This is a genomic window from Paenibacillus sp. FW126-R14, from assembly GCF_058789495.1.
The window spans coordinates 101,141-127,692 of the sequence record NZ_JBYTBS010000014.1; the positions used below are offsets into that span (position 1 = coordinate 101,141).

Consider the following 26,552-nt stretch of genomic DNA (forward strand, 5'->3'; position numbering starts at 1 on the left):
ATGTGTGATGGCGGGAGGCTAAGCGACTACCTCGGTCCCTACTCCCCGTATCGGGAGATTGACGGACATTCGATGTCGGATTCGGACAGCGTGCTCTCGGGCCATGATGATCCTTGCCTTCATTTGCTCAATTGCCCCGATTGTTCTCACAGTTTAACTATCCAAGTACCATATCTATGAAAATGCGCTTCTCGTAGATCATCAATACGCTCACAAGCTCTAATTCAGAGGAGTTCCATCCTTGATGTAGACTTGCAGTTTCAAATTCCGTCTCTGAATTTCGGCGAGCAATAAATCAACAAAATCTGATTCAAGTCTTAAATCTAGTGCTTTGTAATAAGAGTCGATCAATGTTTCGTCGCTAATTTGTCTCACTGAAATCACCTTTATTCTATAATTTGTAATTATATTATCATGGGGTTAATAATAGAACAACTGTTCCATTATCCACAGAATAGTGTGCATATCCTGTGGGTAATTTGTTGATATCCCTCCTAAACGGTATAAAAGCTTGGGGGATATTGTGTATAAAGTTATACACACACTTGGCAGCCCGGCATACGATAAAAAAAATTGATCACTTTTTCTTACAAAACGTTGCGAGACTTAATGTTCCCTTCATATAGTTCACAATTTTGAAAAGAAATTTTAATCGCCAGTTAATATTCATCGCTTACAATGTTAGTAGAAAGTCAAATAAAGGAGTGATTGCCATGATCGTCTACGATATTGTACTGAATGGTGAAATCAAAGAAACGATTAAGCCCAAGAAAAACCGTTTGAAAGAGATCTATTCATTTATGTTAGAGCAAAGCAAGCTGATGAAAGCTAAATATGGCGACAACGTCAAAATTAAAGGCCGCATCGTGTACTAGGGATCTTCCCCGTCACATGCGGCTCTTTTTTTTCGGGCTATTCTTGTTTAGATTAAGCCTTTGCGATGCAGTACCGTTAACAATCGGTAAAAATCATAGCTTCCATCATTGGGGGTATCGATAAGTCCCGCTTTTACCGCGGCGTCCACCGCACCTTTGGCCCATGCCGGAACTTCTTTCAGCGTCGCTTGCCCCTCTAATGCGCTTACTCTCGTTTGTAAGGCTGCTATTTGCGCCTGCAGTTGCTCTAACATTTGAATAACCTCCTCATCATACCGCGTTAATCCGTTGCTTTGAATCAAACTATTCAACTTGCTTGCATAAGCAGTATCCGTGGCGTATCCGCTGTTCTGCAAAGCTTGCGTTTGTTCTCCCGGACTTTGGGCATTGCGAACAGTTACATAACGAGCGTACTGAAATAAGAGATCTTGATCCCTGAACCCTGCTTCGATCGTAGGATACGCACGGAAATCACTGGGCACGTTGTCGTAACGCGTTCCGTTTACGATTTCCCAGGTTAATGCCGAAACCCGGTCACCCTGCCAATATGGCGTAAGCACGCCGCTGCCTACCTTATAACCCACCAAATTGTTCCACGCATTTACTGTTCCGCCCGTCTCCAAAATCGCCTGTGCGATGCGGACCGAAGGGAAAATCGGAGAATTTTCCAAGCGCAGCTTCACAGCAATCGGCGCAACGATATCGATAAATGCTTGTCTGGTTGCCATGCACTCACCCCACTTCCTCGTGTAAGCTAGCATACTCTCAATCTATTTTATTCTTCTATGAGAAAAAGGTTCCACTTCTAGGGTTCAAACGGGTTCTAACCCACTTTACTTTTACCTTAGGTTAAGGTTTTATAAGTGAAGGGAGGGTTGATTTTATTATGAAAATCAAAGAATTAGCGGCTAAACTTAATATTTCTCCAAGAGCCATTCGCTTTTATGAACAAAAAGGGCTGATCTCTCCGCACAAACAGGAGCATAATTTATACCGAACATTTTCGGAAAAGGAAGTTTGGCGCTTACAGTCGATTATTTCCCTAAGAGAAGCCGGGATGACAATTGAAGACATTAAAGCAGCATTGCCTCAAGCTGACGATGAAGATACCGAACAACTGCAATATTATTTGGAAATGCAGCGCTCCATCATTTTTTCCCAGTGGCTGGAGCTGAAGCAAATCATTGAAACAACCGATACGATGATCGATCTTTTGAAACATCAACCAACCCTTCCTTTAGACGGTATTTTCCTGCTCGCCGAGGGATCCAAAAGGTTAAGAGAGACCAGGAAAAATTGGAGCGACAAATGGAACTTCGACCATCAAGCCTTAACACATGACAATAATGTAACTAATAATGATAGAGAATATAAGGACTATGAGAAAGCTCTTCAACTAACGGCTGATTGGGTGGCTCCAAAGGCAGGCGAACGCGGACTGGACATCGGTACAGGAACGGGGAATTTAGCCGCGAAATTCCTGGATAAGGGCATTCCGATGGCAGGTATCGATCAATCCAAAGAAATGCTGAAGCACTGTGGGCGCAAGCATCCGCAAATGGAGCTAAAGCTTGGAAACTTTCTTGCGATCCCCTATTTGGACGGACAATTCGACTTCCTTGTAACCAGCTTTGCCCTGCACCATATTTCCGATGAACAAAAGATAGTCGCTTTAGGCGAAATGCGCCGCGTCTTAAAGCCGCACGGTCGAATATGCATCACGGATTTAATGTTCGTTAATGAAGCTCATAAGGAACAGTACATTGCTGATTTAAAGCAGCAAGGCAGGAACGAAGATATTCAATTGATTCAAAATGAGTACTACGCAATGAGCTCCCTGCTACTGAACTGGTTTGAAGAAAACGGTTATATCACAAAACATAGACAACTAAACGAGCTGCTGACTATTGTTTATGCGGTTCCGATTCGTTAAATAATGCTTGACCTTCTCCTTACGTCAATCCTTACGATGTTCATGCAGCGTCATGCAGCGATAACTTAAGGAGGAATTTAAAAACAATGCCCAACCATGAAGAAATTTATCAATCACAGGCGGAAACATATGATCTGCTTATTTCCAAACAACCCGGTCTCTTGGATGTCATCGAAGCCATTCGGCCTGTTGAAGGTTTGGACATTCTGGATTTAGGAGCCGGCTCAGGGAGACTGACCTGTACGCTCGCTCCGAAAGCTAAATCAATCTTAGCGCTTGACGACTCGGAAGCCATGTTAAAGGTAACTGCAGGTAAGCTGCACAAAGCCGGCTTGCACAACTGGAGCACCCGGGTTGCCGACCACCGGGCTCTCCCCGTCAATTCGGGCAGCTATGATTTAGTTGTCTCCGGCTGGAGCATCTGTTATTTAGGAAGCACCAACCTTCCTGATTGGGAACGGAATATCCGGCAGGTGATGACGGAGATCAAGCGCGTGTTACGCCCTGGCGGCAGCGTTATTATTTTCGAGAACTTCGGAACGGGTTCAACGTCTCCCAATCCGCCGAGTTTTTTGCTGGCCTACTTTGAAATGCTTGAAAAAGAATTCGGTATGTCGCATACGTGGATTCGGACTGATTATGATTTCGATAGCTTGGAAGAAGCTGAGCGGCTGAGCAGATTTTTCTTTGGGGATGATCTGGCTGACCAAGTTGTGCAAGAAGGATGGCGGCAGCTTCCCGAGTGCGCCGGGGTTTGGTGGCTGCGTTAGAGGGTTGTGGCTGTTCAGCGCGGGCTGTTTGGAGAACTGCACTACGCGGCCATTCAGCCGGGGTGTTCGGGGAACTACAGGGCGTTATTTGTACGAAATGGGCCTTTTTCTCGCTTAGAGTGGAACTACAGGGCCTTATTTGCCTCAGAAGCCATCATTTCTGCCGAAAGTGGCAAAATAGAGGACCGTAGTTCCCTTCCGCCTGCGAAATCCCTGCTTTCGCCAAAATAGCAGACCACAGTTCCCTCTCCTAGCCCGCGCATACCGATAGCTACCAATATTCGCGCCAAAAAAACAACACCGAATACTCAATCTAGAATTCTCGGGTCTATTATAAACCAAAAAGGGCAACCTCACGGTTACCCTGCAAATAATGCTTCTATAGAACTCAATTCATCTCTACTCGGTTCCGATTAACCATAGAACGATTCAAGAATGCTTTTCACCAATAGGAACGGAAGAACACCAATCGAGATAAAAGCATAAAAAAATCCTTGCAGAAAATTTTTGAAGAGTTTCACAAAAATCACTCCTATCATTTTCGACTAATTTGTGAACTACATCAAGTATACTCCTTCTGCAAGAGAGAAATATGAAAATAAGATTAATTCTTTAACAACTTGTCCCCAAAAATAGCAAAGATAAACAAAAGAGAGCAGCCACAGGCCGCTCTCAATCTTCTTTAAGCTTCAACTTTATCGTCGCACTTCTCAACCAAGCCCTCTTCGTCCTTCACTTTGAAGGAAGAGCCGCATCCGCAGGATGCTACGGCATTCGGGTTATTGATGGAGAAACCGCCGCCCATACCTGCTTCCGTATAGTCGATCTCAACGCCGTACAAATATTTGGAGCTGTCTGCGTCCACCACAACCTTCAGGCCGTGAATGTTAAACTCTTTATCGTCATCCTTCTGATCATCATCGAAGCCCATGCCGTAAGAAAAGCCGCTGCAGCCGCCTGCTTTGACGCCTAGTCGCAAGAACAGATTCGGTGATGCTTCAGAAGCCAAAAGTTCTTTGATTTTATCTGTCGCTGATTCACTAATGTTAATCATAACGGAAATCCCTCCTTGATGTTCTCCTGTTAGGAAAACTGGCATTATCCATAAGTTTCGTAATGCTTACTATCAAGTATACTCCTATTCCATGCATTGCTCAAGGGCATCTGCATAGACATTCCAGCCATTGTTGCCATTAGCTTACTGCTTCCGACGCAGCGCATAATATTGCAGCAGCAACTGATCCAGCTCTCGACTGGCTTGCTGTACTTCGGGGTGCAGGAAACCATATTCAGTGCCTAAGGTCACCATTTGGTCTCTAAGCTGTTCGATAGCTATATCCAATCGTTCCTGCGGTTCGGTCGCAAAATATGTTGGCACGATATAATCACCTTTTAACCCTACGTAATCACATTGCAATAGTATACAGGAATTTGTTAATATTGGGAATAATATTTTTGTGAATCTGGCAGCAAAACTTGTAGATTAATAAGATTGTCAATTTATGTCCATGTTCATGATATTGCCCCCTCCCTACGCGGAGGTTTATAATGGTTAGGATAGTTTGTACGTCTGGCAACACCGTAGAGTGATTTTTGAGCGCCGGTCAAATCTCTCGCGGAGAGACTTTGAGCTCCACACCGAACTGGCTGACAGGTATGCGAGCACTCACACCGCAAAGGCGCATGTGATCATCTTCAGATGGATGCGTCGATTCTGTATGAGCTTTATTTTGAATTCATAGGAGGAAAAATGATGAGTGTTATTACCACGGATCCGATCAAACGGATGGCGGAAATCGCCGATAAAGTTGAGCACGGTCAACGTCTGTCATTGGAAGACGGATTGTTCTTGTACGAATCGGACGATCTTCTGAGCATAGGACAAATGGCAAACAAAGTAAATACACGATTGAACGGGAACAAGGTTTATTTTGTGCAAAATATGAGTTTGTATTTCACGAATGTATGTGAAGAACATTGTGCTTTCTGCCATTTCCGCCGCGATGAAGGCGAAGAAGGTGCGTACACGCTAACGCCAAGCCAAATGTTGGATTATGTAGCGGAAAACTTTAATCCGGAGATTAGAGAGTTTCATATCAGTCAAGGGCATAACCCTCATCTGCCTTTTGAGTATTACGTAGATTGCATTCGCCAATTGAAAAATGCCTACCCCGATGTGACGATCAAAGCTCATACCGCGGCAGAAATCGAATTTTTCTCACGGATCAGCGGTCTAAGCTACCGCGATGTTTTGAAAACATTGATGGATGCGGGTCTGTCTACGCTTCCTGGCGGCGGAGCCGAAATTCTAACGGAGCGCTACCGTTCCAAAATGAAAGTCGAAAAAGCCTCTTCCGAGGAATGGCTGGACGTTCACCGCAATGCCCATTTGCTCGGAATGAAAACACACGCAACGATGCTGTACGGTTCGATCGAAACCAAGGAAGAGCGCATTCGTCATATGATGCTTCTTCGTGAACTGCAAGACGAGACGAACGGATTCTTGGTCTTCATTCCGAACTCCATCCAACCGGCTAGCAAGAATGCAGGCCTCAAAAGACGCGTACCCGCATGGGATGAGCTGAAAACCATCGCCATTAGCCGCTTGATGCTGGATAACTTCCCTCATATCAAAGCCTATTTCATTAATATCGGTACGAAATTGACCCAGCTCTCCTTCACCTTCGGTGCTTCTGACGCACACGGAACGATCGTGAAAGAAAAAATTTCGCACGCAGCCGGCGCGCTGTCTCCGGAAGGTCTTACAAGAGACGAGCTTGTCTGGTTGATTCAAGGGGCCGGACGCACTCCGGTTGAACGCGACACCTTTTATAATGAAATTAAAGTGTATTAGTCATACTAGAGAAGAGAGATCAGTGGAGAAGGGAACCCAGTGTTATGAAAAAGTTTGTCATTCTCGGAGGAGGTTATGGCGGTTTGACCATAGCCTTGAACATGTTGGAAAAGGATTTACCGGAGGATACCATCCTGGAGATGGTTGACCGCAGCCCTTTTCAAGGACTAAAAACGGAATATTACGCGCTTGCTTCAGGTACGATTGCCGAAACGCATATTCGTGTGGCTTATCCGGAAGACCCTCGTTTACTGCTTACTTACGGAGAAGTGACCGCAGTAGATTTGGAGAAAAAGGAAATTCGTTTCGAAGACAGAGAACCTCTCACGTATGATTGGCTTGTAATCGGGCTAGGCTGTGTAGATAGCTATCATGGCATAATCGGAGCTAGTGAGTATTCCTCCAGCATTCAAACGCTGGCACAGACCCGCGCCACGTATCAGCGCATCAACAACATTGCGCCATACGGCCAAGTATCCATCATCGGAGGCGGATTAAGCGGCGTGGAGATGGCTTCAGAGTTAAGAGAAAGCCGTCCTGATCTGAACATTCGACTGATCGACCGCGGGCCAAGTCTGCTGTCTGCCTTCCCGATCAACCTGCAACAGTATGTGCGGGAATGGATGATTGAGCATCACATTGAGCTTCGGCCTAACGTTTCCTTAGTTCGTCTGGACGGCGGAGATTTGTACAACGGGGATGAAATCATTCGAACTGATGCTACAATTTGGACAGCGGGCATTCAGCCGAATCCAATTGTGGAAGCTTTGAATGTTCCCAAAGACCGTCAAGGCCGTATCTTGCTAAACGAGTATCACCAAATCCCGGAACATCAAGAAGTTTTCGTTGTCGGCGACTGTGCCTCCCTGCCATTCTCGCCAAGCGCACAGGCTGCGCAAGCGCAAGGCAAACAAATTGCCGAGGCGATGCAAGCGATTTGGAAAGGCGACACGCCGCGGCTCGGTAAAATTAAGCTCAGAGGCACACTCGGTTCGCTAGGCAAAAAGAGCGGATTCGGTATCATGGGCAAACGCACGCTGATGACGGGAAAAATCGCCCGTATGCTCAAAAGCGGCGTTTTATGGAAATCGAAGCGTCACTTCGGATAAGTCAATCGGCTAGTAAATCGTACATCGCTTCAATCTCTTTAATTTTCGCCAGGATAAGTTCGTGAAGCTGGTCTGCGCTTTCCGCGGCAATGATCTCGCCATTCAAAAGCGCATAAGGCTCCATGTAACACTGTCCGCAATTGCCAAGACAGCCGTATTCAATGACATCGTAGTCGGGATTTTGTTCTAAAGCTTTCATGACTTTCTCGGTACCGGTGTGCATGTTGCTTGCGCAAAACTCTATAATAGGTCTCATAATAAAAATTCCACCTTATGCGATATATTCAAGTTGAAAACCATTTTCATTTAATCATTATTGTAATATAATATATAAAGAAAGGAGATGAATCAAATGTCTGAAAAAACAAAAGAAGCTATTTATGATGAAGTCCTTGAGGTTTTAGATAAACTTCGTCCTTTTCTACAACGCGATGGCGGCGACGTGGATCTCGTTGACGTAGAAGACGGTATTGTGAAACTAAAACTTATGGGTGCTTGCGGAAGCTGCCCGAGCTCAACGATCACGTTGAAAGCCGGTATCGAACGCGCATTGGTTGAAGAAGTTGAAGGAATAACAGAAGTCGTGCAAGTGTTCTAATACGACTATATCATAAGAAAGAGCTTACCTCTATGGTAAGCTCTTTTTGCTATGCTATTTGCGCTGATTGAGCACCAGCAATGGCTGAATCGGATCCAACCCTCCGGATATGTCCATAATGTTGCCCGTAATGAAATCAGAAGCCGGCAGACACAGGAATTCGATGACTCTGGCCACATCCTCGCCAGTCCCGGGTCTTCCCACCGGCGTCTCGCCATCGACCTCCAGACGGGCCTCCTGCATCGTCTGTTCTTTATGCTTGCCCCGAATATCGCCCGGACAAATCATATTAACCGTAATCCCGTGGCTCGCTTCTTCTTCGGCCAACGTTTTCGTGAAAGAAACTAAGCCCACCTTCGCTGCCGCATAAACGGCGCGGTGCGTCCAGCCCCTGGCCTCGGCAGCTTTGCCAAATCCAAAATGGATAATGCGCCCCCACCGTCTCTCCCTCATCATAGGCAGCACCAAATGGTCGAGCTCCATGACGCCGAGCAAATTGCCGCGCATCAAATATTCAATCTCATCCACGCCGTAATCGGCAAAAAAGCGCCGCTCTCTGAAAAAAGGTCCCGCATTATTCACGAGAATATCAATCGAGCCAAGCTTAGATGCCGTTTGCTCCACCATTCGTGCGATATCCTCTCTTTTCGCGACATCGCCTTGAACCGCTATACTTCGAACGCCAAGATCTTCCAAGTCACGGACGAGCGCAGCGGCTTCTTGCCCGCTATTCACATAATTGACAGCAACTTGACAACCCTGTTTAGCCAGGGTGATGGCGGTCATTTTGCCGAGTCCTTTCGCACTGCCTGTAATAAGAACCGTTCGGCCTCTTAATTCCATGGTCCTCTTACCCCTTTGCAAGACTAGCCGTAATATAAGAGAAAGCTATTGATAAGGTTCGGCACACCATGTCAAATCCCTGCTGGAGATCGGCAACATTCGATTTTACATTCTCAACATGAATGCGATCGCCGGGAAAAGGTTCCTTCTGCATCAGATCGTCCAGCATTTCGGCGTTAATATAGTGAATTTCCATATTTCGTTGATTGCGCAGCCGGTCGAGCGGAGACTTATAATCCATTTTCAAATTGTACAGCTGAACCTCCAGCGCGCCGTGAATCCTTTTCTCATGCATCCGCCGCAATACGGTAAAGTAGGAATACCTCGCTTTCAGCGCCTCCGTTTTCAGCTCAAACAAATCATTCATGAACGTGCCCAACTTGTCCAAAATGGAGAACAGCCGAATGAAAGCATTTTTGAAAAAGTACACAAAAAGACGATAAGCTTCCATCTCCTGCGGATTCATGTCCTCCAGGAAGGCTTTATCGATATGCTCGGCATAACGCTCACAGCAGTATTTGCTCTGCTCCAGCTCATCGAGTGCATCAATGAATCCTTTGCTCCAAATCGCTTGCCGGTGATACTTCGCATAATCCGCAGCGACTCGGCGATGCTCCTTCGATTCCAGATGCGCGATAAACGCTCTCACCGCATTGCCGGCTTCCAGCAGAAGCCCGCTGTCTACCCGTCTTGGTTCATGGAACAAAACTCGCAGCATAGGTACCCCCCCTTATTAAATGCTTGCCGTCTCTCTTTTTTTCACAGCTAAAAAGGAAATAGCCCTCTTTGCAAGAAGGCCTCCTCTCCCGCCAAAGCAGCTCCGCCTTGCTTCCAAGGAGCCAGCCCGACGGGCCTTATGCTTTGCGGTCATATAACGTAAGTACGCATAAATAACATAGAAATCCGAACATACAGGCAACGATAACCGCATGCACCATGCCGGTAAACAAATAAGCGACTTCATTCCCCATCGACCAAGTGACGACAGCCCCGCTGATAACTTGAAGGGAAACCAGAATGAGTGACCATTTGCTGCCAAAACGCAATTTGTCTGAGCTCGAGTAATAACGCTTCGCTTGCAAGTATAGAAACAGAATACATACAAACAGCAGCAAAGCCGCTATCCGGTGAGTAAAGACAATGCCGGTGGCACCGCTAAGCTCAGGAATGACTTGTCCGTTGCACAAGGGCCAGCCTGAACATCCGCCCGAAGAAACGGTATGACGGACAAAAGCGCCCAGATAAACAACAACGTAGCTGTAAATCGTCGTTATCCAGACAAACGCTTTGAAGGAACTGCGGATCGCCGTGTCTCTTTGAAATTGGCCCCAAGGTGTAAACACAAGCGCAAGCAATAAGGAAAACGCAAAGGCCAGAAGGGATAAGCCGAAATGCAGCGCCAATACAAGAGAAGATTGCGGCCAAACAACAGCCATTGCTCCCATGGCGGCTTGGACCAACGTCATCAATACGGTCCCGGAGATGAAAAATTTCGCATCTTTTCGTTTTACATAACGAAACACTAGAATGAATGTGGCAATCAGGATAAGCGTCACGATACCGACAACCAGTCGATGGCTGTATTCGATAAACGAGGATATCGTATGCGCCGGGACGAATTTGCCATGACACAGCGGCCACTCGTCTCCGCAGCCTCTGCCTGCGTCAGCCTTTGTCACCAAGGCGCCCATTGCAAGAATGAGAAACATGCCGATGGCGGACAAATTCGCTAGCCTTTGAATCAGTTTTTGCATGATTGCACCTACTTTTATGTCGTGACTTCTGTAGATCTTGCCCGAATGAAGCTGGTTCGATTTCAATTATAGCTTTAAAAAGTTGGCAAATCCATTCGCAATTGTTACAAAGCTCCGAAACCGCCGCGGATCGGCCAAAGTCGTGGCAAAGTTGTGATATTGCGGCGGTTTTAGCAAAAAAACGACTCTGCTCAGAGCCGTTTTTTTCACTTCATTTTAAGGGGCAAGTGCGCCGGAAACCTCTAACGCCCGGTCCAGGAACTGCTCGATTTCTTCACGCGTTTTGCGTAATTTGCTAACGAATCGTACGAGTTCTTTGCCATCGCGGAAAGCGATAAAGCTTGGAATGCCTAGAATGTTCAACTGCTCGCACAAATCGGGCACCTCGTCACGGTCCAGTTCAACAAAGGCAATGCGCCCCGCATAAGCCTCTTCCAACGCAGGCATGAAAGGATTGATATAGTGGCAGTCTTTGCACCAGGTTGTTTTGAAGACGGCAACGGTTAGCGCGGACTGCGAGATTTGTTCTTGAAAAGCTTGTTCATTAGAAATTTTTAACATAGGAGCACCTCACTGCTTAGGAATTTATTAACTTATAGCATGCCCCAAATGACGTGTCAAGATTTATGACTGACATCATCTTCCACGAATTCATTATTTACATTATTAGTAAAAAGTGATATCATATAAATATCAAAACAATATTCAAATGATGACTATCCAACTGGAAAGGGTGTTGCTTGCATGAAAGAAACCAAAGCTTGGTCCATTAACGGATTTCTTGGTATTTTGTTATTTATTATTGGCGGAGGGCTTGGGATTCTACTCCTTACGCAGGGACGTGTTCTGCCCGGGGTGATTCTCATTGTGTTGGGATTGATTTTTGTTTCGACGATTACGGCTGTTCAGCCGAATGAAGCTTCTGTCATCACTTTCTTCGGAACCTACTTAGGTACGATCCGCAAGAGCGGCCTGTGGCTCATTGTCCCTTTTTCCAACAGAAAAAAAATCTCTTTGCGGGTTCGCAATTTTAACAGCGTCAAGCTGAAAGTTAACGATATCGAAGGAAATCCCATTGAAATCGCTGCTGTCGTCGTATTCAAAGTCGTCGATACGTACAAAGCGCTCTTCGATGTAGACAGCTACGAGAAGTTCGTTGAAATTCAAAGTGAAACCGCGCTGCGCCATGTTGCCAGCAAGTATCCGTATGACCGCTTCGACAACGACGGCTATTCACTTAGAGGAAATGCGGATGAGGTTGCCGCCGAGCTTAGCCTTGAGCTGCAGCACCGCCTTTCCGTGGCAGGCGTCGAGGTCATGGAGTCGCGCCTGACTCATCTGGCGTACTCAACGGAAATCGCCAGCTCCATGCTGCAGCGCCAACAAGCTTCGGCGATTTTGTCCGCCCGCCAAATCATCGTAGACGGTGCCGTCGGCATGGTTCAGATGGCCATCAACCGCCTCGAAGCCGAAGGCTTGCAGCTCGATGAAGAGAGGAAAGCGGCCATGATCAACAATTTGCTGGTAGCCATTGTATCGGACCGCTCGGCAAATCCGGTCATTAATACCGGCACGCTGTACTAACGGGCTTCGCTATGGCTCCTAAAAAAAACTTTGCGCTCCGGCTCGATCCTAAGCTCCATGAAGCTTTGGAGCGCTGGGCGGAGGATGAATTCCGGAGCGTCAACAGCCATATCGAGTATTTGCTTAGGGAATCTCTTCAGCGCGCGGGCCGTTTGCCGCGTCCACATGCGAGTCAGCCTCCTTCGGAGAACTCGGTTGAATAAAGTTTAACGCTAGCTAGCAAGAAAAGTAGCTGTCGCCAGTCATTTCTACGACTTGTGGGACAGCTACTTATTATTTCACCGACATACCATCGAAAATTAGATTGTTAGCTTCCAAATCATCTTTGCGTGCAACTATGCCTTGATAGACAATTTTTCCTGTATCTAAATCTACAGCAATTAAATACGGACTCCTCTTGCCGTACAAATTCATATAAATCCGGTTATCAGCAAGCTGTTTCATTTGAACCCCTTCTTGCTGCAAATCTTTCAGATCAATCTTCACGTCGCTCTTCAGCTTCTTCTCCGCCAAACTATAACGAACAACCCGAGATTGATCATAGATATTCATTGGAGTAAAGTACAAATCATCTCCTATATAATCAATCCTCAACTCCCCGGGTTTCCCATTCATAAGCAGCTCATGAATAGGCACGCTTTGAATAGTCGTCATCTGACCGTTCCAAATATCATAGTACACAAGCTCACGATTAACTATATCTTTCTTCTTCACGTCTTCTGAGCTCTCATTTGCCCCATCGGATGCGTAGGAGGTCCGATCAAAAGCCAGATAACGATTCGGCTTCATCACATCGTTTGACCATATTAATGTATTCAATGTCTGTACCGCATTATTTTGGGATTCAGCAACTGCAATTGATTGCTTCCCCTCCATACCTTTCTTGTCGAGATCTAAGGTATACAGCACGTATTCAGAATTGCCAGCGGATGAATATTGGCCAGACTTTTGATAATGGTTAACCAACAGTTTCATAGTTCGATCTTTCACATAGACACCTGCAACACTGATGTATTCATTTTTTTCTTTAGGCAGCTTCACCTGGAATGATATACGGTTCTTCTTTTCTTTCTCCATCACCGAAATGTCGATCATATCCGACTGAACCTCACCTGTATTAAATCGTGTGTCAAAATGAGCATAGGCGATCTGCTTTTCGTCCACATACAAAGCGTTCGGATTCTTTTTCCCTCTCATAAAAGAGCGATACTTACGGGATAATTCATTCAATTCTTCTTGGTAAAAATAAGTTGCATCCAGCCTCTCCCAGAAAGAATCCTTGTCGTTCGGATATTCGCTCCCCGTGGAACGTATGACAATCGGCTCAGACATATATCGTCCTTTAATCGTTATATGAGAAGCTTCCTCTTCGCGGCCTGCCAACGTTTTAAGATAATAATCGGGTTTGTCGACTTCAGACGCTGTGGCATAATATATGCTAATCGTTAAAAAAACAAATGGAATAAGCAATGCAAGTATCCAATAACGTTTCATTGTCAGGGGCGCCTCCTTAAACGGTTACTTTTTTATGTAACAAATATGAACTGAACCATAATGAAAAGCCTGTGACTATGATGCCGAGCACCAGTTCTAGCAGAAGAAGCTCACTTGGGAAAAAGAAATCCGGCAACCATATTTCAGAGATCATTTCAGGGAGTATGATGAGAAACACGCCAACGCCGCTATAGAGAATCCCCGCTGCAATACCTTTGAACCGGAAACTGCGCTCTAGTAATATGGCTGTAAACAAGACAATCACGCCCATCACGCCTGCTCCATAGTACAGAGCGAATTCAGTGAAATACGAAGGAAGCAAAATTTTCAATATAGCATGCTGTCGAATAAATTCCGAGACCGTCACGGCTTGTCTAAATTCACTTGGGAGAAAGGCCTTGAATGCCGCAATCTGAACGAACAGCAGCAGAAATTGATAAGCAACAAGCCCCCAAACAAACAAGAGGATTGCGCTCAACTTAGCCAAATACACATTCATTCTCGAAGTTGGCAGCATAAGCAGCCGATAAACAAATGTGCTTCTGCCAAACCATTCCTTGTACCAAATAAGAAAAATGTATAGTAGAAGCGTCGCTGCACACAGACTAATAGACCATTCAAGCAAAATAGAATCATACCTAGTCAAGCTAGCCTTACCAACATTTTCAGTATATTGGACAGCTGTGATCGATTGACTCAACATCGTTTCTTTGGCTCTACTCAAATAATCATGCGTATATAACCAAACGCCAAACAATTGCAAAAGTAAGGTAATAACTAATAATGCCCCATAAAACTTGCTAAAACGGACAATCTCCCAGTTCAGTAATTTTCCAAAGCTGCTCATGCCAAATACACCTCCCTCATGACATCTACGACGGATTTTCCTTCCTTGGACCGCATTTCCTCCGCATAAAATTCTTTCAATACACGTCCTTGCTCAAGTAGTACAACTTTATCAATCAGATGTTCAATATCTTGAATTTCGTGCGTTGTTATCAGAACTCCACGGTCTTCAATCAGATGGCTGGTGAACACAGCCGCGATCTGCTCACGACTGAACATATCGATCCCTGAGAAAGGCTCGTCCATGAGCAGGTAATCGGCATCCAGGGATAGTCCGAGCAATAAATTCGCTTTGGCCGAATTCCCTTTGGACAAGCTGCCTAAGCGGTCTTCCGTTCTCAGTTTGAAAAAAGTGAGCAGGTCCTGCGCCCGCTTCTCGTTCCAGTTTGTATAAAAGTCCTGCATAAACTGCATGGCTTCTCCTATTTTCATCGAAGAAGGCATCGTCAACGTATCCGGAATAAACACGATTTTCTCATAGGTCGTCTTGCCAACAGGCTGACCATCAATTTGAATTCGACCGCTTCCAATAGGAGTTAGACCCATAATGGCCTTCATGATGGTGGTTTTACCTACGCCGTTAATGCCAATTAGACAAGTGATTTGTCCTTTTTCCGCTGTGAAAGAAACATCATCAAGAACATTTTTTCTTCCATATTTCTTACCTATTCGATCGATCTCTATCATTCCTTGACCTCCCTTGACCGCTCTGCCTCGTACTTCTCTTTGACAAAACGAAGTAGATCATCCGTGGGGAGCTCAATCTTTTTGATGGATTGTATAAACACCTCAACAGCCTCCTGAATGAGCTCCTGACGAATGGAATTCAGAACCTGCTTGTCCGTTGTTATTCGACTTGGGGAATTACCAGCGGTTGTTATCAAATTTTGCTCCTCCATTTCTTTATACGCCCTCTGTACAGTATTGGGATTAATTTGGAGCAGGCCTGCAAGTTCACGCCTAGATGGAATTTCCTGGCCTGCAGCCAACTTACCTGTTGCCATCTCTTCTTTAAAATGCCGGACAACCTGCAGATAAACCGGATCGCGATTGTTAAACGTAATGTTCATCTACCCATCTCCTATGTCCTTTCTTAGTAAAACTGGATAATTATAGTGTGTGTATTAATTAATTCATACACTAGATGTACTATACCCTTCATGCACTTTCTTTGTCAAGAAAAACCTCCTATATTTTTACTTTTAATTTCTTTTTTCTCCCAGCAAACCAAAAAACCATCTCAAAAACTGAGATGGTTAGTTTCCTTTCCATAACCTACACGACAACCGTAATCGTCGGTGCAGAAATCGTCGGCTCAACCGTAATCGTGGAGCTCGCCGATGAGAAATCGGCGACTTCGAGAACAACCGGCGTACCGGCTACAGCTGCTGTTGTCGCTAATACCAGGGATGCCGTTGTGAGAGTGGACAAACCACCTTCTTGCAGCACACCGTTGACGTATACATTGTAGTATCCATCTGTCGGCGGTGCAGGTAGTGCCACAACCGGGTTGCCATTGTCATCAAAGAAGCTTGCCGCCAAAATCGTTGTATCCGTTGTAATCATGCCTGACGTAAGCGTTGCATTAAATCGCGTTACATTGGGATCTACTGTTGTTTCAACCGTTCCTCCTGTCGCTACCGGTGCGGAAGCTGTGGCGGTCACATAAAGTTTGATCAGAGACGCTGCCATCATTTCACCCCCTTCCTTTAACCACTATTTATAGACACGGATGCTTTGTACAATGATGGGTACTCCTTTTTCCGGAACATCTTCTGAGGTTAAAGTCAATGAGCCTGTACGTATGCGGTACAGGGTGCGGGGCTGCAGGACTCCGTTTACGAACACTTGTCGATAGGAGGTGATTCTCGGGCTGGGAATGCATTGAAACCCATATCCGGGGGTCTGATCTGCATTCGTGTACACCCTTTTCTCACCATCGGAGACGGCATAAAAGAAATAGGTTCGCGCTGAATATTTGATCTTTCGGTGTTTGATTTTTTTGGCCGATCGCTTCTTTCGCCGTTTTGTCGCGTGTTTATGACACGAACAATTTGTCACATGCAAATCGAAACAGATGTGAATCACCCCGCAAACGTTCGCTTCAGATGCTTCATTGTATGCAGGAGCCAATCCCAATAACTGGATTTTATTCTCAGGGTCTTTCCCCATTTCTGTCCATCGAAGCCATATATCGGTTCCAGTTTCACATAGCTGTGCGTGAATGAGCTAACAATAAGGGAATCAGACAGGTAAGCTCGAGGAGGTTAGCATAATGAGAGCAGCCAGTGTAGACGACATTCCCTTATCGAAAGCCATCACTGAAAAATTGGAACAGAGCTTAGCCCGGCAGTTAGCGCTGCTTCATGGTGGTGTAGAACCATTTCCTATTGCATCTGACGAGGAATCGCTTTTGGAGCTCATCCTTACGAGGACCCTGCAGGAGAACCGAAATAACGTGACGCGCACAATGGCCTATTGGACCTGCTACCAGGCATACCCCGAGCTTCACTGGGCACTGCTGGCCCACATGGTTTCCCGCTGCGGCGGCTGGAACATGACCGATCTCCGCGGCGATCTTCTGCCGCATCTTATCGACGCGGATCAGGCTGAGCATCTGTTTGCTTTTCTGGAGCGTGCCAATGGCCTTATTTTTCAAGATGCCTATCCGCAATTGCTGCTTTACGGGGAAAGCAAGAAGCAAAAGAAAAACCTGTTTCACCTGCTCCCCCATTTGAATATTTCCATGTGGATGATGCCTGTTTGGCATGAATTTTGGACAGATCAGAACTCCGCCATGCTGACAATTGCCCTTATTGTGAATGAACAAAACTATATCGAGCAGCGCATTGTTCAAAAAGAGCATTTTCAGCAAACCGTTCTGCATAAAACGTTTTTTAAAAGCCAAGGATGGCTGCAATTGAATCAAGTCGGCTTTCCTTATTGGTCCTTGTCTATGCAAAGAAACATTCCCGAGCCCCGTTTGGCCGGACTCATTCTCGAAAACTTCGCCGACTTAACTGAGCGCATCGAATTCGGCAAAAGCCTTTATGCTCTCCTGTTCGGAGTTCCTGAAGTACTGCGGGGTGTACTTCGTTTTGCTGATGCAGCGCCACACACAGGTTCACGTTCCGACTACTGGCCGCACTTATTTACTCCCATACAAAAAGCCCCTCCCGATGATCCTTATCAGGAGAGGCTGGATGGCTGCTTCCTCAAGAAAGGAAGCCTGTCTTTATATAGTCCTGCGCTTAGGGCTGCATGGCCGGATAGACCGCTCGGGCCTGTCGAGCCTGGCGACTGGTTTCAGGAGGCCAGCCAGCCTTTGACGCATATGCGTCCCATCGCTGTGCCTCAGCCCTATGATGTAACACAATCCATGTACACTGGGCTTAACAAAATTGAGCTCGCCATTCTGGCTGCGCAGGCTATGAACGTCCGATAAGACGGCTTGCTTTGCCAATCAGCTTCTGTACGGGCGCTGGAAAGTTCTTCACATCGTCCTTCGTAACAACTCGCGTAAGCATCAGCATCAGCGGGTATAAGGCAGCCGTGAAGCCGCACACGAGCACCGAATTGATGCCTTCATTAACACGGTACAAGCTTGTTGGCTGCACATACGTATGCGTCAGCCATTCCGCCGCGATACCAAGACCGGCGATGACGACAATCGAAATCGTTAGCCCGACGAAACGCCGTCCGAGAATCGTGAAGCTCACTTCTTTGCGCAGCGTGCGCAGATTGAGCCATGACATTGCGATAAAGCAAAATCCTGTGGAGCCGATGATGCCATAGATGCCAAGCCATGGAGCGAGCAGGAAACTTCCTGCCAGCTTAACCGCGATACCGACGCCAACGTGAAGCATCAGCGGTTTCATCCGCCCCATGCCCATCAATACCGCCCCGGAGGTCTGCATCACAATTTGGAACATAGCGCCCAAAGTGAGCAAGGAGATCATATAAGGCCCGTGGCTCATCCCAAAAGCTGTATCCTCATGGCCGAACATGAAGAAATCGAGCGGACGGGCCGCAACCGCGATAACGAGCACCGCCGGCAATCCGGAAAGAATGGAAAGCTGAAGCACCCTTGTCGTCTGATGGCCGACCTGCTTCATATCTTTGCGGGAGTAAGCTGCCGAGATGATCGGAACGACCGATTGACTGAGCGCGATGGCCAAAATAATCGGGATCCCCGCCAAAGATTGCGCGCGCCCTCCGATAATACCGACCAACCCATGCGCTTCGCTTCGGCCTATGGTCCCCTCTAAGAGCGGGATGATGATCGACGTATCGATCGTATAAACTAAAGTCACCGTCACGGAGAAAATGACGATCGGAATCGACAGCTTCAGCAGGCTACGGTAAATCTCGCTGTAGCGCGCCGGTGCCGGCGACGATGCCGACGCATGTCCGGCAGCCATTTCATCAGCTGCGGCGCGAGACACTTGCTCCTTCAAGGAAAGGGCATCCCTGCGTTTGAGCTTCATCGCATAGTACAGCATAACGGCAAGTGCGGCAATTCCGCCCATCACCCCACCGAAGGACGCTCCCGCGACTCCCCAGCCTAAGCTGACGTTTAATAAAATAAAGGCCAGACCAACCGAGGTGACCAATCTGAATATTTGTTCCACGACTTGCGATACCCCGTTCGGCATCATGTTTTGTCTGCCTTGAAAGTAGCCGCGCATAATCGCAATTAGCGGAAAGAACAGCATCGCCGGCGCGATGGCGCGAGTGGCTAGCGTAGCATCGGGACCGCCACGTGAAATGTGTTCCGCATAAATAGGCGCGAAAACATACAACAGCGCAGTCATGAGCGCGCCCGCAACAATGGCAAACCAAATCGCCGCTTGATAAATGCGCTCTGCTTCCGCAGGACGGCCGATTGCGTATTTCTCCGATACCATTTTGCTTAGCGCGCTGGGAATGCCCGCGGTTGCTACAACAAGGAGAATGGAATATAGATTAAAAGCTATGGAATAACTGCCCATTCCTTCCTCATGCAGCAGGTGAACCAGCGGAATACGCTGGAAAACGCCGAGAAACCGCGCTACAAGCGCGGCCACGGTGAGAATGAGCGTCCCTTTTACAAGAGAATCTTTGGTTTCCTTCGTCAAGTGCGTTCCTACTCTCTAATCCCGTATTCAAACCAACAACATGTTCCATTACAAAACCCATATGAAGAAAAGAATAATCATCGCCAGCTGCAGCACAATTTTGACGGCGCTGCTTGCAAAGAAACCGACGACGGAACCGATGCCCGCGCCGATCGCTTTTTTCCAGTTGGTGCCGATGACGATCTCGCCAATTACGGCGCCCAGGAAGGGACCGATGATTAACCCAAAGGCAGGGATGACAAAAGGCCCTATGATCAAGCCGATTGTGCTCCCGATCACTGCCGCCTTCGAGCCTCCAAACTTTTTGACTCCCAAGGCGCTGACTGCGTAATCCGCAACCATAATAATAACGACGATCAGGGTTTGCGTGGTCCAGAACACCCAGCCGAACGGCTCAAAACTTACTAGCCAGCCATAAATGAAGAACGCTGCGTATATCGCTAAAACACCGGGCAGAACTGGATATACCGCGCCTATCATGCCTACGACAAACAATAGAATGACCAAGCTCCAGGCTAACGCGATCATAGGCTCATCTCCGTCCGTGATTGTTCTGGTTTAGAATCTTATTGCGCCTGCAGCATATACGTCTGTATGATTTTGGCCACTGCGCTTTCTTCGTTCGTTACCGTCGTAATATCCGCAATCCGTTTCACTTCATCCTGCGCATTGCCCATGGCAACGCCAAGACCCGCTTCGCGAATCATCGTGATATCATTCTGGCTGTCCCCCATCGCAATGACTTCCGACATCTGAATGCCCAGAAGCTGGCAGACGGCCTCCACACCGCTAGCTTTGCTGATGCCCAGAGGATTTAACTCAATATTCGACGGATGGGAATTGGTGATTTCCAGTGTTCCCCAGCTTTCTGCGACCTCGCGAATACGCTGCAATTTCTCTGCATTTTCCGTGAAAAATCCGAACTTCAGCCACTCGCTGTTCGCGATGTCGAAGCCTTCGCGCTCGCGGTTGAAAACGCCTTCGACCGAGTAAGCCCACCACCAGCAGTCATGCTCCCCGGCCAGCTTATGCAGCCGGCTGACGGTTTCCGCAGGAAGCAGCGTCCTCCGAAGCAGTTTGTCCGGCTTTTCCCACACTTCGCTGCCGTTTACCATCACCATGGGTGTAGACAGTCCCAGTTCCTGGATATAAGGCATCGCGCTTACGAGGCCCCGGCCGGTCGACATGATGACAATTTTGCCGGCCTCCGTGGCTTTCCGTATAGCGGCTTGATTCTCCGGAGATATTTTCTTATCCTCATTCAGCAAGGTGCCGTCCATATCGAGGGCGATTAACTTAAAAGGTCCCACGTTCCCCATCTCCCGTCTTTCCTTATGTCGTCATTCGTTAACCTAGTAGGCAGCGAGCACTTTCTTAGGCAGCTCTTCCATAAATGTCATATGCCAGAGGGCAAAAATATAGATCGTCCAAATCCGGCGCGCATAATCGCCCTGCCCGTTCCGGTGCTTCTGCAGCATACGTTCTACCGTATTCATATTAATGTAATCTTCAATCCCGCTAGCTTTAATTTGCTCTAAAAGCACATCGCCCATCGAACCTTGCATCCATTCGCGCAGAGGTACCGGGAAGCCCAGCTTCGGACGGTTCAGGATCGGATCCGGGATGATGCCTTCCATCGCTTTTCGGAAAATATATTTCGTCGTACCACCCGCAATCCGGTATTTCGCCGGAATGCGGCGCGCCACCTCGAACAGCTCTTTATCCAGGAACGGAACCCGCAGCTCCAGGGAATGCGCCATCGTCATCTTGTCGGCTTTCATAAGAATATCGCCGGGCATCCACAGATTCATGTCGATGTATTGCATGCGGCTCACCGGGTCGAGATGCTTCGTCTTGCTATAATAATCTCCAGCGATCTGCACCGGATTCTTATACGCCCGCAGCATCTCATGGTCGAGGCGCAGCACTTCGGCTTTCATATCCTCCGTGAAAATCTTCGCGTTGCCGAGGAAGCGCTCCTCCAGCGGCGTCGTACCGCGCAAAACATAGTTGCGCCCCTTCACGCTGCCGGGCAGCATCCGGGCGAAGCGGTTCAGCATGCGCTTGATGCCGAGCGGCAGCTGATCGATCGGCCGCAAAGACTGCGGCTCGCGATAAATGCGGTAGCCGCCGAACAGCTCGTCCGCGCCTTCGCCGGACAGCACAACCGTCACGTGTTCCCGCGCAAGCTGCGCCACGTGATAAAGCGCTATGGCCGAAGGATCGGCGACAGGCTCGTCCTGGTGCCAGATCGCCTTCGGCATTGTGCTGAAGAAGTCATCCTGCGTGATGACTTTGTCGTAATGCTCTGTCCCGAGCGCCTTGGCCGTTTGGGCGGCGATCGGCGTTTCGTTGTTGGCCCCTTCGAAGCCAACGGAGAACGTGCGGATCGGCTCGATGTTCCGCATATGGGTGGCGATAGCCGTGGAGTCGATCCCGCTGGACAAGAAGCATCCCCGCTCCACATCGCTGACCATGTGGTGCTTGACGGAGTCCTTCAACGTTTCGCGGATTTGCTCCACATAATACTCAAAAGGACGTTCCTCCGGCTCGAACATCGGATCCCAATACTTATGTATGGACATTTCGCCGTCGAAAGTAACCTTCACATAATGGGCCGGCGGCAGTTTATGGATACCATGAAACATCGTGTTAGGCTCAGGCACATACTGAAAGGTCAAATAGTTCAGCAAGCTGTCCGTATGGATCAACCGGTTCATGCCGTCCGCAGCAAGCAAGCTCTTAATTTCAGAGCCGAACAAAAACTGACGGTCGTTGACATGATAATAAAACGGCTTGATGCCGAAATGGTCTCTCGCTCCGAACAGCTGCTTCTTTTTCTTGTCCCAGATGACAAAACCGAACATGCCGCGCAAATGCTTGACGCATTCTTCTCCAAACTCCTCATACAGGTGAACAATTACCTCTGTATCGCTATGTGTGCGGAATTGATGCCCGCGTTCCTGCAGCATTCCGCGCAATTCTTTATAATTGTAAATTTCTCCATTGAAAATGATCCATACGGAGTCATCCTCATTGGCTAACGGTTGATGTCCTTCTTGAATATCAATAATGGACAACCGGCGAAAGCCAAGACCAATCCGATTATCCGTCCAAAACCCGGAATCGTTTGGTCCCCGATGCACAATCACATCTGTCATTTGCTGCAGCATTGCAACCGTTGGTTCTCTATCTTCAAAATACATTACACCCGTTATCCCACACATGGTGAAACTCACTCCTCCGCACCATTCATCAAACTATCTCTTTCTCGACTACCGATACATTAGTATACCATATCCGTCCGTCATACTGGAAATAGGATGAAAGTGCGTAATCAGCCCTCTGTCATAGGAAAATGAAGGTAATGATAAGTCTCTTTAATGAAGCCGTTAATCGCGTCGTTTTCATGTTCCACCCCACCTTTCTTTTCTCCGTGCACAAAAGTTTACCGCATGCAACTTTCGGGGTAAAAGAAGGCCCTCCCCCTTACATCAGCATATGCTTAAGGATGGAGAACGGTTCCGCCTCTAGTGTACTGCTTGCGATAGGCGAGCGGTGAAAGACCTATTTTGGCACGAAAACAGTTTGAGAAATATGCCGCATGATGGAAATCTGACTCCTCCGAAATGCGCTCGATGGACCACTGCGTTTTTAGGAGCAGAAGCTTGGATTGTTCGATTCGGTATGCGAGCAAATATTCAAGCGGCGTGCAGCCGTATACCTTTTTCATGCAGCGGCTCAAGTAATTCGGATGAAAATGGAACACGTCGGCTAAGCTCTCATTGGTCAGATCCGTTTTATAGTGCTGTTTGAGATACGCTTCGATTCCTTCGGCCAGCATCTGCACCTTCGTCTGCTCACCCAGCTTATGTCCCATGTCTAACAAACGTAAGATTTCTGTGAAAATGCGCTGCTCTTCCCAAAACGATACCGACCTCGCAGAAACCGACAGCTCTTGTAATTGGCGCCAAAGCTGGCGGAGCCGTTCGGGTTCCGAGACTTCGCCCTGCTGCTGCAGGATAATTTCATTGTGGGGAGGGAGAACGAATTCGCTGCGGGCGGCGGGCTTGCTCTCTCTAATCTGATAAGGGGTGACGGTTTGAAAATGCAGCCAATAAAAATCACACTCCGCTTCGCAAGGACGTACGGAGCAGTGGTACCTGTCAGGGAGGAGCAGCACGTATTGCCCTTCCCTCAAGCTCCACGTCATGTCCTCCTCTCCCAGATGAAGCGTCCCCTTCGAAATGAAAACAAGATCATACATCCCTAAGCCTGTGCGAGCCGGATGCGTGTCTCCTTCGTCGTACGCGCTGAACCCGCTCTCCAAATAATAGGGCATAGGAGGTGCGGCAAGAGATATCTCTTTCATTGGCAAACCCCTTAATATTGTGTGAAATTTTATAAATAATTGGTTGAATTCCTGCCTGTTGCTCCCTCAGTATCCCTCATATAATTGGGGAAAGTAAAGCCTATTTCGTAAATTCAGGAGGTTGCTTCATGTCAAATACAAGGCTGCAGGCAAAGCGCAAATTACCCTTGAAACAAATTAAAATCAACGATGACTTCTGGAACCGTTACGTCAGCCTTGTTCGTAATACCGTCATTCCGTATCAATGGGAAGCGCTTAACGATCGCGTTCCGGACGCAGAACCCAGTCATGCGATTCGTAATTTCCGAATAGCCGCTGGCCTTGAAGAAGGGGAATACCATGGTTGGGTCTTTCAGGATTCGGATCTCGCCAAATGGCTCGAAGCCGTCGCCTATTCGCTACAACTGCAGCCGGATGAGGCGTTAGAGCAGTCTGCGGATGAGACGATCGATCTCATTGTCCAGGCACAGCAAAGCGACGGCTACTTAAACACCTACTTCACCATTAAGGAACCGGGAAAGCGCTGGACTAACTTATACGAATGCCATGAATTGTATTGTGCCGGGCATATGATCGAAGCTGCCGTTGCTTATTATGAAGCCACAGGGAAGCGGAAATTGTTGGATGCCATGTGCCGTTTTGCCGATCATATTGACGACGTATTCGGTATCGGGGAAGGGAAGCTTAGAGGCTATGACGGGCATCAGGAGATTGAGCTTGCTCTGGTCAAACTGTATACGATAACGAAGCAGGAGAAATATTTGCAGCTTGCCTGTTATTTTATTGATGAGCGGGGACAACGCCCTGACTTCTTCGATACCGAATGGGAGCGACGGGGCAAAACCTCCATCTATCGCGCAGGCCAAGCCCCTTCCCCGGGTCTCAATGCGAAATATCATCAGAGCCATCTGCCTGTTCGCGATCAGGATACGGCCGTCGGACATTCGGTTAGAGCCGTATATATGTACACAGCAATGGCTGATTTGGCAAGACTGACGGGGGATGAGAGGCTGTTTGCGGCATGCCGGAAGCTTTGGGCGAACATCACGCAGAAGCAGATGTACATTACCGGAGGCATCGGGTCGACCCATCACGGGGAAGCCTTCTCATTCGATTACGATCTGCCCAACGATACGGTGTATGCCGAAACGTGCGCCTCGATCGGCCTGGTTTTCTTTGCGCAGCGCATGCTCCAGCTGGAAACACGAAGCGAGTATGCCGACGTAATCGAGCGGGCGCTCTACAACATTATCATCGGCAGCATGAGCCAGGACGGGAAACGATTCTTCTATGTGAATCCGCTGGAGGTATGGCCTGAAGCTTCGGCCGGCAATCCCGGCAGGCACCATGTTAAAGTTGAGCGCCAGAAATGGTTTGACTGCGCTTGCTGCCCTCCGAATTTGGCGCGGATTCTCTCTTCGCTCGGGGAGTATATGTACACGACAGAAACGGGCCGAATCAATTGCCATCTGTTTATCGGCAGCGAAAGCACGATCATGCTGGATGAGCATACGCCAGTCAGTCTGAAGCAGGTGTGCTCCCTGCCATGGAAGGGTGCGGCTTGCTTCCACATAGGCTTGGCACAGCCCCGTTCGTTCACACTTTCCTTGCGCATCCCCTCTTGGTGCGACGTTGAACCTCAACTGCTCATCAATGGTGAAAAAGAGCATAAGCTGCTCATTGAGCATGGATACGCGGTCATCGAACGGGTTTGGACGGATGGCGACACCGTCACTTGGCTGCTTCCGATGGAGGCCCAGCTTATCCAAGCCAACCCGCTCATCCGCAGCAATGCCGGGAAGGCCGCGATTCAGAGAGGGCCTCTGCTGTACTGCATCGAGCAGGCCGATAACGGGACCCCATTGGCGAGCCTCAGCCTCCATATCGGAACCAAGCTGGAAGTCGCGGCTGACGCAAATAGGCTTGGCGGCACCATGATGATCGAGGCCAAGGGCTTTCAAGATGCCCTGCCTGGGGCATGGGCGTCGGAAGAGCCCTACCGCCGCTGGGCGCCGACGTGGGAACCCGTCACCTTGCGCGCTATCCCCTATTTCCAATGGGGAAATCGGGGAGTGGGCGAGATGGCGGTGTGGATTCGGGTTCGCCAGATGTAATGATCGTGGCTGCGCTGCGATTGGGGGGAACTATGGTCCGTTATTTCTCCAATATACCGCTGCTTGGAATCTGAGTGGGAACTATGATCCGCTATATGGCGGTTTTCGGCTCGGAAGCTAGGATTCCGAGCGAATAAGACCCTCCAGTTCCTCTTAATGGAGTGAATCGCCCTTTTTCGCTCAAATAGCGGACTTATAGTTCCCTTTCGCGGAAGGGAGCTATATTAATCTGATTACTGGGTGGTGCTGGAGCTGTGCCTGCTTGTTTCAGGGGGCGGGGGTTACGGGG

At 48.0% G+C, this 26,552-nt stretch carries 30 protein-coding genes; 10 read left to right on the forward strand and 20 right to left on the reverse strand.

Features of this window, described 5'->3' with window-relative positions:
- Positions 1–219 precede the first annotated feature (219 nt).
- Positions 220–384, reverse strand: a complete 165-nt coding sequence (locus AC3WRW_RS11970) for a sporulation histidine kinase inhibitor Sda (protein ID WP_492546544.1) — start codon at positions 382–384, stop codon at positions 220–222.
- 329 nt (positions 385–713) lie between these two features.
- Between AC3WRW_RS11970 and AC3WRW_RS11975 the strand changes: the two genes are divergently transcribed.
- On the forward strand, positions 714–875 hold the full coding sequence (locus AC3WRW_RS11975; protein WP_167062212.1) for a mechanosensitive ion channel protein MscL: 162 nt from the start codon (positions 714–716) through the stop codon (positions 873–875).
- A 47-nt stretch (positions 876–922) separates the two neighbouring features.
- Here AC3WRW_RS11975 and AC3WRW_RS11980 read toward each other — a convergent pair whose 3' ends face one another.
- Positions 923–1,603, reverse strand: coding sequence for a glycoside hydrolase family 73 protein (locus tag AC3WRW_RS11980; RefSeq protein ID WP_492546545.1), 681 nt, complete (start codon positions 1,601–1,603; stop codon positions 923–925).
- Between the two features lie 158 nt (positions 1,604–1,761).
- On the opposite strand from AC3WRW_RS11980, the gene AC3WRW_RS11985 reads away from it, so the two are divergent.
- Together AC3WRW_RS11985 and AC3WRW_RS11990 are read left to right on the forward strand one after the other, a co-directional pair.
- Positions 1,762–2,808 (forward strand): methyltransferase domain-containing protein, encoded by a 1,047-nt coding sequence (locus AC3WRW_RS11985; protein ID WP_492546546.1) that lies wholly within the window; start codon positions 1,762–1,764, stop codon positions 2,806–2,808.
- Positions 2,809–2,894: 86 nt separating this feature from the next.
- Positions 2,895–3,578 (forward strand): class I SAM-dependent methyltransferase, encoded by a 684-nt coding sequence (locus AC3WRW_RS11990; RefSeq protein ID WP_492546547.1) that lies wholly within the window; start codon positions 2,895–2,897, stop codon positions 3,576–3,578.
- A gap of 682 nt (positions 3,579–4,260) precedes the next feature.
- Here the strand turns inward: AC3WRW_RS11990 and erpA are convergent.
- Both erpA and AC3WRW_RS12000 read right to left on the reverse strand, forming a co-directional pair.
- Positions 4,261–4,632, reverse strand: coding sequence for an iron-sulfur cluster insertion protein ErpA (erpA, locus tag AC3WRW_RS11995; protein ID WP_492546548.1), 372 nt, complete (start codon positions 4,630–4,632; stop codon positions 4,261–4,263).
- 144 nt (positions 4,633–4,776) lie between these two features.
- Positions 4,777–4,956: an aspartyl-phosphate phosphatase Spo0E family protein gene (locus AC3WRW_RS12000; RefSeq protein WP_492546549.1), complete on the reverse strand. Its 180-nt coding sequence runs from the start codon at positions 4,954–4,956 to the stop codon at positions 4,777–4,779.
- Positions 4,957–5,328: 372 nt separating this feature from the next.
- Here AC3WRW_RS12000 and mqnE point away from each other — a divergent pair, with 372 nt between their 5' ends.
- Positions 5,329–6,432, forward strand: coding sequence for an aminofutalosine synthase MqnE (mqnE, locus tag AC3WRW_RS12005; protein ID WP_376768367.1), 1,104 nt, complete (start codon positions 5,329–5,331; stop codon positions 6,430–6,432).
- A gap of 44 nt (positions 6,433–6,476) precedes the next feature.
- Positions 6,477–7,541: an NAD(P)/FAD-dependent oxidoreductase gene (locus AC3WRW_RS12010; protein ID WP_492546550.1), complete on the forward strand. Its 1,065-nt coding sequence runs from the start codon at positions 6,477–6,479 to the stop codon at positions 7,539–7,541.
- 1 nt (position 7,542) lies between these two features.
- Here AC3WRW_RS12010 and AC3WRW_RS12015 read toward each other — a convergent pair whose 3' ends face one another.
- The gene (locus AC3WRW_RS12015) at positions 7,543–7,797 is read right to left on the reverse strand and encodes a YuzB family protein (protein WP_492546551.1); all 255 of its coding nucleotides are present in this window, start codon (positions 7,795–7,797) and stop codon (positions 7,543–7,545) included.
- Between the two features lie 96 nt (positions 7,798–7,893).
- Here AC3WRW_RS12015 and AC3WRW_RS12020 point away from each other — a divergent pair, with 96 nt between their 5' ends.
- A complete protein-coding gene (locus AC3WRW_RS12020) occupies positions 7,894–8,139 on the forward strand; it encodes a NifU family protein (RefSeq protein WP_157319629.1) in 246 nt (81 codons plus the stop codon).
- 54 nt (positions 8,140–8,193) lie between these two features.
- Here the strand turns inward: AC3WRW_RS12020 and AC3WRW_RS12025 are convergent, their stop codons facing one another.
- The 4 genes from AC3WRW_RS12025 to AC3WRW_RS12040 form a co-directional block, all read right to left on the reverse strand.
- Positions 8,194–8,982, reverse strand: coding sequence for an SDR family oxidoreductase (locus tag AC3WRW_RS12025; RefSeq protein WP_492546552.1), 789 nt, complete (start codon positions 8,980–8,982; stop codon positions 8,194–8,196).
- A gap of 7 nt (positions 8,983–8,989) precedes the next feature.
- A complete protein-coding gene (locus AC3WRW_RS12030; RefSeq protein ID WP_492546553.1) occupies positions 8,990–9,700 on the reverse strand; it encodes a Cthe_2314 family HEPN domain-containing protein in 711 nt (236 codons plus the stop codon).
- Positions 9,701–9,836: 136 nt separating this feature from the next.
- Positions 9,837–10,736: a COX15/CtaA family protein gene (locus AC3WRW_RS12035; RefSeq protein WP_492546554.1), complete on the reverse strand. Its 900-nt coding sequence runs from the start codon at positions 10,734–10,736 to the stop codon at positions 9,837–9,839.
- Between the two features lie 216 nt (positions 10,737–10,952).
- Positions 10,953–11,297 (reverse strand): thioredoxin family protein, encoded by a 345-nt coding sequence (locus tag AC3WRW_RS12040; RefSeq protein WP_492546555.1) that lies wholly within the window; start codon positions 11,295–11,297, stop codon positions 10,953–10,955.
- Between the two features lie 183 nt (positions 11,298–11,480).
- On the opposite strand from AC3WRW_RS12040, the gene AC3WRW_RS12045 reads away from it, so the two are divergent.
- Together AC3WRW_RS12045 and AC3WRW_RS12050 are read left to right on the forward strand one after the other, a co-directional pair.
- Positions 11,481–12,320, forward strand: a complete 840-nt coding sequence (locus AC3WRW_RS12045; RefSeq protein ID WP_492546556.1) for an SPFH domain-containing protein — start codon at positions 11,481–11,483, stop codon at positions 12,318–12,320.
- A gap of 11 nt (positions 12,321–12,331) precedes the next feature.
- The gene (locus AC3WRW_RS12050; protein ID WP_492546557.1) at positions 12,332–12,523 is read left to right on the forward strand and encodes a type II toxin-antitoxin system antitoxin; all 192 of its coding nucleotides are present in this window, start codon (positions 12,332–12,334) and stop codon (positions 12,521–12,523) included.
- A gap of 70 nt (positions 12,524–12,593) precedes the next feature.
- On the opposite strand, the gene AC3WRW_RS12055 is transcribed toward AC3WRW_RS12050, so the two are convergent.
- From AC3WRW_RS12055 to AC3WRW_RS12080, 6 genes are all read right to left on the reverse strand, one after another.
- The gene (locus AC3WRW_RS12055) at positions 12,594–13,814 is read right to left on the reverse strand and encodes a hypothetical protein (protein WP_492546558.1); all 1,221 of its coding nucleotides are present in this window, start codon (positions 13,812–13,814) and stop codon (positions 12,594–12,596) included.
- Positions 13,815–13,830: 16 nt separating this feature from the next.
- A complete protein-coding gene (locus AC3WRW_RS12060; protein ID WP_492546559.1) occupies positions 13,831–14,661 on the reverse strand; it encodes a hypothetical protein in 831 nt (276 codons plus the stop codon).
- Positions 14,658–15,347 carry an ATP-binding cassette domain-containing protein gene (locus AC3WRW_RS12065; protein WP_492546560.1) on the reverse strand — a complete coding sequence of 230 codons (690 nt, stop codon included), beginning with the start codon at positions 15,345–15,347 and terminating at the stop codon, positions 14,658–14,660. Before AC3WRW_RS12065 ends, AC3WRW_RS12060 begins: the two co-directional genes overlap by 4 nt.
- Positions 15,344–15,730, reverse strand: coding sequence for a GntR family transcriptional regulator (locus AC3WRW_RS12070; protein WP_492546561.1), 387 nt, complete (start codon positions 15,728–15,730; stop codon positions 15,344–15,346). The genes AC3WRW_RS12065 and AC3WRW_RS12070 overlap by 4 nt, the downstream gene beginning before the upstream one ends.
- 205 nt (positions 15,731–15,935) lie before the next feature.
- Positions 15,936–16,352, reverse strand: coding sequence for a DUF4183 domain-containing protein (locus AC3WRW_RS12075; RefSeq protein WP_492546562.1), 417 nt, complete (start codon positions 16,350–16,352; stop codon positions 15,936–15,938).
- A gap of 24 nt (positions 16,353–16,376) precedes the next feature.
- Positions 16,377–16,832, reverse strand: coding sequence for a DUF4183 domain-containing protein (locus AC3WRW_RS12080; protein ID WP_492546563.1), 456 nt, complete (start codon positions 16,830–16,832; stop codon positions 16,377–16,379).
- Between the two features lie 103 nt (positions 16,833–16,935).
- On the opposite strand from AC3WRW_RS12080, the gene AC3WRW_RS12085 reads away from it, so the two are divergent.
- Positions 16,936–18,105 (forward strand): DUF2515 family protein, encoded by a 1,170-nt coding sequence (locus tag AC3WRW_RS12085; RefSeq protein WP_492546564.1) that lies wholly within the window; start codon positions 16,936–16,938, stop codon positions 18,103–18,105.
- Here the strand turns inward: AC3WRW_RS12085 and AC3WRW_RS12090 are convergent.
- The 5 genes from AC3WRW_RS12090 to AC3WRW_RS12110 form a co-directional block, all read right to left on the reverse strand.
- On the reverse strand, positions 18,089–19,777 hold the full coding sequence (locus AC3WRW_RS12090; RefSeq protein WP_492546565.1) for a putative polysaccharide biosynthesis protein: 1,689 nt from the start codon (positions 19,775–19,777) through the stop codon (positions 18,089–18,091). The two genes, AC3WRW_RS12085 and AC3WRW_RS12090, sit on opposite strands and share 17 nt — an antisense overlap.
- A gap of 48 nt (positions 19,778–19,825) precedes the next feature.
- Entirely contained in the window at positions 19,826–20,305 is a 480-nt protein-coding gene (locus AC3WRW_RS12095; RefSeq protein WP_492546566.1) for a DUF456 domain-containing protein, read from the reverse strand.
- A gap of 38 nt (positions 20,306–20,343) precedes the next feature.
- Positions 20,344–21,087: a Cof-type HAD-IIB family hydrolase gene (locus AC3WRW_RS12100; protein WP_492546567.1), complete on the reverse strand. Its 744-nt coding sequence runs from the start codon at positions 21,085–21,087 to the stop codon at positions 20,344–20,346.
- Positions 21,088–21,129: 42 nt separating this feature from the next.
- The gene (gene asnB / locus AC3WRW_RS12105) at positions 21,130–23,004 is read right to left on the reverse strand and encodes an asparagine synthase (glutamine-hydrolyzing) (RefSeq protein WP_492546568.1); all 1,875 of its coding nucleotides are present in this window, start codon (positions 23,002–23,004) and stop codon (positions 21,130–21,132) included.
- Positions 23,005–23,282: 278 nt separating this feature from the next.
- Positions 23,283–24,149, reverse strand: a complete 867-nt coding sequence (locus AC3WRW_RS12110) for a helix-turn-helix transcriptional regulator (RefSeq protein ID WP_492546569.1) — start codon at positions 24,147–24,149, stop codon at positions 23,283–23,285.
- 128 nt (positions 24,150–24,277) lie between these two features.
- On the opposite strand from AC3WRW_RS12110, the gene AC3WRW_RS12115 reads away from it, so the two are divergent.
- Positions 24,278–26,263, forward strand: coding sequence for a glycoside hydrolase family 127 protein (locus AC3WRW_RS12115; protein WP_492546570.1), 1,986 nt, complete (start codon positions 24,278–24,280; stop codon positions 26,261–26,263).
- Positions 26,264–26,552 lie beyond the last annotated feature (289 nt).

Coding starts and splice junctions, on each gene's coding strand:
- AC3WRW_RS12110 (WP_492546569.1), bottom strand. CDS start 24,149: ATGAAAGAGATATCTCTTGCCGCACCTCCTATGCCCTATTATTTGGAG.
- asnB (WP_492546568.1), bottom strand. CDS start 23,004: ATGTGTGGGATAACGGGTGTAATGTATTTTGAAGATAGAGAACCAACG.
- AC3WRW_RS12050 (WP_492546557.1), top strand. CDS start 12,332: ATGGCTCCTAAAAAAAACTTTGCGCTCCGGCTCGATCCTAAGCTCCAT.
- AC3WRW_RS12020 (WP_157319629.1), top strand. CDS start 7,894: ATGTCTGAAAAAACAAAAGAAGCTATTTATGATGAAGTCCTTGAGGTT.
- AC3WRW_RS12030 (WP_492546553.1), bottom strand. CDS start 9,700: ATGCTGCGAGTTTTGTTCCATGAACCAAGACGGGTAGACAGCGGGCTT.
- mqnE (WP_376768367.1), top strand. CDS start 5,329: ATGATGAGTGTTATTACCACGGATCCGATCAAACGGATGGCGGAAATC.
- AC3WRW_RS12075 (WP_492546562.1), bottom strand. CDS start 16,352: ATGGCAGCGTCTCTGATCAAACTTTATGTGACCGCCACAGCTTCCGCA.
- AC3WRW_RS12025 (WP_492546552.1), bottom strand. CDS start 8,982: ATGGAATTAAGAGGCCGAACGGTTCTTATTACAGGCAGTGCGAAAGGA.
- AC3WRW_RS11990 (WP_492546547.1), top strand. CDS start 2,895: ATGCCCAACCATGAAGAAATTTATCAATCACAGGCGGAAACATATGAT.
- erpA (WP_492546548.1), bottom strand. CDS start 4,632: ATGATTAACATTAGTGAATCAGCGACAGATAAAATCAAAGAACTTTTG.
- AC3WRW_RS11980 (WP_492546545.1), bottom strand. CDS start 1,603: ATGGCAACCAGACAAGCATTTATCGATATCGTTGCGCCGATTGCTGTG.
- AC3WRW_RS12045 (WP_492546556.1), top strand. CDS start 11,481: ATGAAAGAAACCAAAGCTTGGTCCATTAACGGATTTCTTGGTATTTTG.
- AC3WRW_RS12095 (WP_492546566.1), bottom strand. CDS start 20,305: ATGATCGCGTTAGCCTGGAGCTTGGTCATTCTATTGTTTGTCGTAGGC.
- AC3WRW_RS11985 (WP_492546546.1), top strand. CDS start 1,762: ATGAAAATCAAAGAATTAGCGGCTAAACTTAATATTTCTCCAAGAGCC.
- AC3WRW_RS12055 (WP_492546558.1), bottom strand. CDS start 13,814: ATGAAACGTTATTGGATACTTGCATTGCTTATTCCATTTGTTTTTTTA.
- AC3WRW_RS11975 (WP_167062212.1), top strand. CDS start 714: ATGATCGTCTACGATATTGTACTGAATGGTGAAATCAAAGAAACGATT.
- AC3WRW_RS12040 (WP_492546555.1), bottom strand. CDS start 11,297: ATGTTAAAAATTTCTAATGAACAAGCTTTTCAAGAACAAATCTCGCAG.
- AC3WRW_RS12070 (WP_492546561.1), bottom strand. CDS start 15,730: ATGAACATTACGTTTAACAATCGCGATCCGGTTTATCTGCAGGTTGTC.
- AC3WRW_RS12060 (WP_492546559.1), bottom strand. CDS start 14,661: ATGAGCAGCTTTGGAAAATTACTGAACTGGGAGATTGTCCGTTTTAGC.
- AC3WRW_RS12015 (WP_492546551.1), bottom strand. CDS start 7,797: ATGAGACCTATTATAGAGTTTTGCGCAAGCAACATGCACACCGGTACC.
- AC3WRW_RS12010 (WP_492546550.1), top strand. CDS start 6,477: ATGAAAAAGTTTGTCATTCTCGGAGGAGGTTATGGCGGTTTGACCATA.
- AC3WRW_RS12065 (WP_492546560.1), bottom strand. CDS start 15,347: ATGATAGAGATCGATCGAATAGGTAAGAAATATGGAAGAAAAAATGTT.
- AC3WRW_RS12085 (WP_492546564.1), top strand. CDS start 16,936: ATGAGAGCAGCCAGTGTAGACGACATTCCCTTATCGAAAGCCATCACT.
- AC3WRW_RS12115 (WP_492546570.1), top strand. CDS start 24,278: ATGTCAAATACAAGGCTGCAGGCAAAGCGCAAATTACCCTTGAAACAA.
- AC3WRW_RS12035 (WP_492546554.1), bottom strand. CDS start 10,736: ATGCAAAAACTGATTCAAAGGCTAGCGAATTTGTCCGCCATCGGCATG.
- AC3WRW_RS12080 (WP_492546563.1), bottom strand. CDS start 16,832: ATGGGGAAAGACCCTGAGAATAAAATCCAGTTATTGGGATTGGCTCCT.